This is a genomic window from Bradyrhizobium sp. Ken51, assembly GCF_055807435.1.
The window spans coordinates 263,367-269,863 of record NZ_JBVVPB010000007.1 but is presented as its reverse complement, the minus strand read 5'-3'; the positions used below and the strand labels follow the sequence as shown (position 1 = coordinate 269,863).

At 62.6% G+C, this 6,497-nt stretch carries 7 protein-coding genes; 4 read left to right on the top strand and 3 right to left on the bottom strand.

From position 1 onward, the window contains the following. Positions 1 to 596, bottom strand: a 596-nt coding sequence (locus tag AC0L27_RS15405; RefSeq protein ID WP_473319594.1) for a PAS domain-containing protein, incomplete at its 3' end; no start/stop codon positions are given. A gap of 500 nt (positions 597 to 1,096) precedes the next feature. Between AC0L27_RS15405 and AC0L27_RS15400 the strand changes: the two genes are divergently transcribed. Further along, positions 1,097 to 2,068 (top strand): helix-turn-helix transcriptional regulator, encoded by a 972-nt coding sequence (locus tag AC0L27_RS15400; protein ID WP_354209683.1) that lies wholly within the window; start codon positions 1,097 to 1,099, stop codon positions 2,066 to 2,068. Positions 2,069 to 2,122: 54 nt separating this feature from the next. Here the strand turns inward: AC0L27_RS15400 and AC0L27_RS15395 are convergent, their stop codons facing one another. Continuing rightward, positions 2,123 to 3,004, bottom strand: a complete 882-nt coding sequence (locus AC0L27_RS15395) for an HpcH/HpaI aldolase/citrate lyase family protein (protein ID WP_354254712.1) — start codon at positions 3,002 to 3,004, stop codon at positions 2,123 to 2,125. 110 nt (positions 3,005 to 3,114) lie between these two features. Between AC0L27_RS15395 and AC0L27_RS15390 the strand changes: the two genes are divergently transcribed. Then, a complete protein-coding gene (locus tag AC0L27_RS15390; protein WP_354209685.1) occupies positions 3,115 to 3,774 on the top strand; it encodes a carbonic anhydrase in 660 nt (219 codons plus the stop codon). Positions 3,775 to 3,870: 96 nt separating this feature from the next. Here the strand turns inward: AC0L27_RS15390 and AC0L27_RS15385 are convergent, their stop codons facing one another. Continuing rightward, entirely contained in the window at positions 3,871 to 4,905 is a 1,035-nt protein-coding gene (locus AC0L27_RS15385; RefSeq protein WP_275174609.1) for an aspartate-semialdehyde dehydrogenase, read from the bottom strand. Between the two features lie 116 nt (positions 4,906 to 5,021). Here AC0L27_RS15385 and AC0L27_RS15380 point away from each other — a divergent pair, with 116 nt between their 5' ends. Next, on the top strand, positions 5,022 to 5,810 hold the full coding sequence (locus AC0L27_RS15380) for a hypothetical protein (protein ID WP_354064737.1): 789 nt from the start codon (positions 5,022 to 5,024) through the stop codon (positions 5,808 to 5,810). A 156-nt stretch (positions 5,811 to 5,966) separates the two neighbouring features. Continuing rightward, entirely contained in the window at positions 5,967 to 6,353 is a 387-nt protein-coding gene (locus AC0L27_RS15375; RefSeq protein WP_199198455.1) for a hypothetical protein, read from the top strand. Positions 6,354 to 6,497: the final 144 nt, after the last annotated feature.

Here is a 6,497-nt window from a genome sequence, read left to right as displayed (position 1 = left end):
TTGAGCGCGGCCCAGAACTCGCGATAGGCCGTGCCGTCGCGCTCGGCCTGTGGCACGAAGAGGCTGTGATGCTTGCCTTGGATCTCGGTCAGCGAATAGCCGAGCGCGTTGCAGAAATTCTCGTTGGCGGTGACAATGGTGCCATCGAGCGTGAACTCGATCACGGCCTGCGCACGGCTGATGCCGGCGATCTTGGAAGCGTCCGCCATGCTGCGGATCTTCTTCCCGGTGATGTCGGTCGCAATCTTGGCGACCCTCACCGTCTTGCCGTTGTCGTCGAGCACCGGATTGTAGGATGCTTCGATCCAGACCTCACGGCCGCCCTTCGCGATCCGCTTGACCTCGCGCGCCTGATACTCGCCATGGTTCAATGCGGCCCAGAACGCCTTGTACTCGGCGCTATCACGCTGGTCGGCGGGAACGAACATGGAATGATGTTTGCCCTGGATTTCATCGAGCCGATAGCCGAGGGCGTCGAGAAAATTCTTGTTAGCCGTGATGATCGTCCCATCAAGATTGAATTCGATCATGGCTTGCGACCGGCCGATTGCCTCAATCTGAGCTTGTGCATCGACACGGGATTTACGACCGAACATTTCATCGCTCCGAAATTGATGGCCCGTTTGCAGCGCGTGGGCTTGCAAGCGATCGCAGAATTCATGATCTCGCTCGGAATCTCACGAGGACCGACCGTTCGTCGGCTCCGCGACCCAGCACATGAACGAGCTATACGAATCGAATTATCAGAGTATTTGTCCGATCGAAGACACAATGGCCGGATTCCGCCAACGCGATTAGCCGGACAGAAACTTCCCGACCTTTGCTGACTCGCCGAACAGGCCATCGGCTTTGAATTGCGAAGAAAGGCCTAAAGATCGTTCTCGATAGTCGGCAATGCGGCCGGCAACGATCGATCACGAGTCCGTGGTCCCGAGGATCAGGTATGCGTATGGGGATCGGACAATTGGTCGCAGCCGACATGAGCGCGTTCATGCCTCCTCGAGTGATCCAGCCACGTCCGACAGCCGTTTCATTCAGTCTCGCATTGGCAGCGCCGGGGAGGCGATACGCTAGTCTCTGCGGGGAGGAATCTGATTTGGGCGGCGTCTCTTATCTCGACCGGTATCCTTTGCTTCAGTCGCGCGACAGCGAGTTCGCGCGCGACCGCCTGTTCGCCGAATATGGCGCCGACCGCTTCGACAAGCACGGCGGCGAGTTCGGTATCCACGCCAATTTTGCTCGCTTGCAATCGATCGGCCTCGCGTTCTGCGGCTACGACGGTGCGGCGTCGCTCTCCTTTCCAGAATCGCAGATTCTCCGCCAGTTCTTCTCCATCCAGGGGGCTGCGAGCTTCAGGACCAATGGGAGCAGCGAGCTGATTGAGGCCTTCAGTCCGATCATCTCCGGAGACGCCAGGCTGGATCTCGAGTTTGCGCCGGGCTATCGCCAATTGGTGCTGAGGATCGATGCCGGCGCACTCGAGCGGTTGCTCAAGACAATCCTGGGCGATGATAGCGACACGGAGCTGCGTTTCGCCCCGGGCGAAGCTGATCCGTCGGTGATGACTCATGTTCGTCAGGACGTCTTTAGATTCGCGGAGGAGTTGGACAGGTTCGGCCAGGATTACTCCCCCATAGCCATCGGCGAACTTGAGCGGGCGCTGATGGTTCGAATTCTTCTGGCGCACCGGCACAATTTCACTGACCGGTTTCAGGGCCCGGCACCGGGCGCCAACCGATCCGTCATCGACATCGTCGAATCCTACATCGAGGCTCATTGGGACGAACCAATCGATCTGGAGAAGATGGCCGCAATCGCCAACGTCAGCGTGCGGACGATTTATCGGGAATTCTCCCTGGCGGGGCGGGGATCACCGGGTCAGTTCGCGCGGCGCTTCCGGCTGCAGCGGGCGACGGAGCTCTTGCGCCATCCCGATGAGCAGACCAGCGTAGTTGCCGTCGCGTTCAAATGTGGCTTCCAGAATCTTGGGCGCTTCGCATCGGAATATCGGCGAGCGGTCGGTGAGCTACCATCCGAAACCTTAAAGAATGCGAGACGAAGGCAGTGACGCGACGACGCAGTTCCTGAATTCGCAGCAAAGCGCTGTCGCAAGCGGCGAACCTCAACCCTTGCCCATCGCCGCAATCGCATCCGCGATCTCGATCGTGCGCCGCGCCATGTCGGCGTGCAGGCGCTCCACCATGGCGCCGTCGAGACGGATCGCGCCGCGCGAGACGTTCTCCGGCAATTCGAACGCGGCGATGATCTTTCGGGCGCGCGCGACTTCCTCTTCGGGCGGGGTGAAGATCGCGTTGCAGGCTTCGATCTGCGCGGGATGGATCAGCGTCTTGCCGTCAAAACCGAGATCGCGGCCTTGCGCGCATTCGGTGGCGAAACCGTCGGAGTTGGCGATGTCGCTGTAGGGGCCGTCGAGGATTTCGAGGCCATGGGCGCGCGTTGCCAGGATGCAATGGGTGATCATCGGGACCATCGCGGCGCGGCCGGGCAGCATCTTGATGCGCGTCTCGCGCGAGATGTCGTTCGGGCCGAACACGAAGCCTGACAGGCGCCGCGCGGGATCGCGCCCCGCGGCCGCCAGCTCTTCGGCATGCAGCACCGCGCGTGCGGTCTCGATCATGGCCCAGACCTTCACGGTCGGCGCCGCGCCGAGTTCGGCGAGGCGGCGACCGATCGTGTCGAGGTCCTCCACGCTTGAAACCTTTGGAACCAGGATGCCGTCCGGCGAGGCCTTCGCCGCCATCGCGACATCGTCGGCCCACCACGGCGTGTCGAGACCGTTGGTCCGGATCAGGATCTCGCGCTTGCCGAACCCTTTGGCGGCGATCGCGGCGGCGATGCCGTCGCGCGCCACGGCCTTGGCATCGGGCGCGACGGAATCTTCCAGATCAAGGATCAGGCCGTCGGCGGCGAGATTACGCGCCTTTTCCAGCGCGCGGGGGTTGGAGCCGGGCATGAACAGATGGCTGCGGCGCGGGCGGGTCATGCAAGCGTTCCTTCCGTTTCCTCGTCTCACTTCCGACCGAAGCGGATAGCATCTGGCCTGCCTATTCGAAAGGCTTGTTCGCCCCAGCGGTATATGATTAGGCATAAGCCATGACCACATTCCCAGAGCATTTGCTGGAAGGCTACAAGGCCTTCGCCACCCAGCGGCTGCCGACCGAGCAGACCCGCTACCGCGAGCTGTCGGTGAAGGGGCAGTTCCCTGAAGTGATGGTGATCGGCTGCTGCGATAGCCGCGTCTCGCCCGAAGTGATCTTCGACGTCGGACCGGGCGAACTCTTCGTTGTCCGCAACATCGCCAATCTGGTGCCGGTGTATCAGCCCGACGGCAACGCGCATGGCGTCTCGGCGGCGCTGGAATATGCCGTGACGGTGCTGAAGGTGAAGCACATCGTGGTGCTCGGGCACGCCCAGTGCGGCGGCATCCGCGCCTTCGTCGACAAGATCGAGCCGCTCACGCCGGGCGACTTCATCGGCAAATGGATGCAGATGTTCATCAAGCCGGGCGAGGTGGTGGAGCAGCGCGACCACGAGACCATGGCGCAATTCGTCGAGCGCATCGAAAAGGCCGCGGTGTTCCGCAGCCTGGAAAACCTGATGACCTTCCCGTTCGTGCAGAAGGCGGTCGAGAGCGGCCAGATGCAGACCCACGGCGCCTATTTCGGCGTCGCCGAGGGATCGCTGTTCGTGCTGGACAAGGACGCGAAGGAATTCAGGAACGCGCGAAGCGTGGCTTGCATCCGTGGTTCGTAGGGTGGGTTAGCCGAAGGCGTAACCCACCGCTTCTGTCGCCGCGGAGCCGAAAGAGGTGGGTTACGCCTTCGGCTAACCCACCCTACGGCGGCGGAGTTACGCCGCCTTCTTCTTCGCGCTGATCAGCTTGCGGTTGATCAGGACTTCCGCGATCTGGATCGCGTTGAGCGCGGCGCCCTTGCGTAGATTGTCCGACACGCACCACAGCACGAGGCCGTTCTCCACCGTCGCGTCCTCGCGGATGCGGCTGATATAGGTGGCGTCCTCGCCGGCGGCTTCATACGGTGTGGCGTAGCCGCCAGGCTCATGCTTGTCGATGACGAGGCAGCCCGGCGCCTTGCGCAGGATGTCGCGCGCTTCGTCCACGCTGATCGGATTCTCGAACTCGATGTTGACGGCCTCGGAATGACCGACGAAAACCGGCACGCGCACGCAGGTCGCGGAGAGCTTGATCTTGGGATCAAGAATCTTCTTGGTCTCCGCCATCATCTTCCACTCTTCCTTGGTGTAGCCGTCCTCCATGAAGACGTCGATCTGGGGAATGACGTTGAAGGCGATGCGCGCGGGAAACTTGTTATTGACCAGCTCCTGGTTGGTGTAGACGGCCTTGGTCTGCGAGAACAATTCGTCCATCGCATCCTTGCCGGCGCCCGACACCGATTGATAGGTCGAGACCACGACGCGCTTGATCGTCGCCTTGTCGTGCAGCGGCTTGAGCGCGACCACGAGCTGCGCGGTCGAGCAGTTCGGGTTGGCGATGATGTTCTTCTTCTTGAAGCCGGCGGTCGCGTCCGCATTCACTTCCGGTACGATCAACGGCACGTCCGGATCCATGCGCCAGGCCGAGGAATTGTCGATCACGACCGTGCCGGCGGCGCCGATCTTCGGCGACCATTCCTTCGACACCTCGCCGCCGGCCGACATCAGGCAGATGTCGACGTCGGAGAAGTCGTAATGCTCGAGCGCTTTGACCTTCAGCGTGCGGTCGCCGTAGGAGACCTCGACGCCCATGCTGCGGCGTGACGCCAGGGCCACAACCTCGTCCGCGGGGAATTTGCGCTCATCGAGGATGTTGAGCATTTCCCGTCCGACATTGCCGGTCGCGCCGACGACTGCGACTTTGTAACCCATCGTTCACTCTCCGACGAAAAAGCTCGTTCCTGAAGCTGAGGCTTAAACAGGAAGAGCAGCGCTTCTATGCGAGAACCGGCCTCAAGACAACGTTGGACCATGCCTTAGGGACGTGAATGCAGTCGCCCGAGGCCAGCTCGGCCGCAAACCCCACCCAGATCCATCTGGCGCTTGCAGCCTTCGCCGACGAGGTCGTCGGCACGCTGGCACGCTTGTTCGCCTATGTGGGGGCTTTGGTGCTGTTTGCCATCCTCGGCCTGGCGGCACTCGGCCAGCTGCCAAACTTGCGCGACGACGAGCCGGCGCTGAAACCGAATTGGAGCGTGGCCGACCGGTCGCCTCCGGCCTTCGCCCTCAGCCGGCTCGATTCGTCAGAAAAAACAGCCTCTTACACCATCCTCAGGCACCCCGAAGGCGGCCGCAGGGACGTGATGCGCTGGGCGGGCGAGGCGGACGAGGCCGTGGCCGAGCTCGAGATTTACCGGGAAGGCGGCGAATTCGACGTGGCGCGTCCGGCAACGATGGACCTGGCCGTCCGGATGGGACTGGGCACCGCGAACCCGCTGGAGCAAGCCGGCCTGATCGACACGAAGTTCGGCCCCGTCGCCCTGTTCCGGCCGACCGGCATCCCGGAAGGCACGCGGGCCTGCCTCGGCTACCTCAAGCGCAGCGAGGAGCCGGCGCTCCAGATCTCCGGATTTTCCTGCCAGGGCGACAGCCTGCCCGCCCGGCGCGCGGCGATCGCCTGCACGCTGAACCGGCTGACGCTGTTGACCTCGGGCAACGAGCCGAAGCTGGCCGAATTGTTCGCCCATGCGGAGCTGAAGCGCCGTCCCTGCGCACCGCCGGGATCGTCGGACTGGCTGCTCGGCGCCGCCAATGCGCAATTGCGCGGAGCGCTTTGACCGGCATCAAGCTCAAGTGGCTGTATCCATGCAACTTTTGCCGGCGCGCACGATTATTCAGCGCTGGTGTGACCCAATAGACCTAGTTGCAGCCGCCCCGGCCGGGTTAGTATGAGGGTGAAATTGATTGGCGGCTTGCCGCCTGAAGGGGACGTGATGAGCTCGAATTTCTCTGCCGCGAACAAACTGGCGATGTGGCTTGCGGCCGGCGCCGTGATTGCCATGTCCTCAGCCTTCGCGACACCCGCCTCGGCCGATACCAAGAAGCAGCGCTATGACAACGGCCGTCCCTATTACGGTCCGAGCGGCCCCAACGCGACCTATCAGCAGGGCCGCACCCGCATCTATGTGAGCAAGCGCTCCTGGCTCGACGGCGGCACCGAGGTCAATCCGGGCGACCGCAAGTTCTCCGACTACGCCTTCCCGCCGGCGGTGGGCTATCCGACCTTCGCGCGCGAAAATCTCAACCGCCCGATCGATCGCCAGCCGCTGAGTACGCCGCAGGATGTTGGCGGCTATCCGCAGAATTTCCCGCTGTACTGAGGCGGACATATCGACCGAATCAAAATGGCCGGGCTCGCGCCCGGCCATTTTTGTTTCGTGCCACACCGTCATTCCGGGGCGGCTCGAAGAGCCGAACCCGGAATCTCGAGATTCCCCGGTGCGCAATTGCGCACCTGTGGTCTG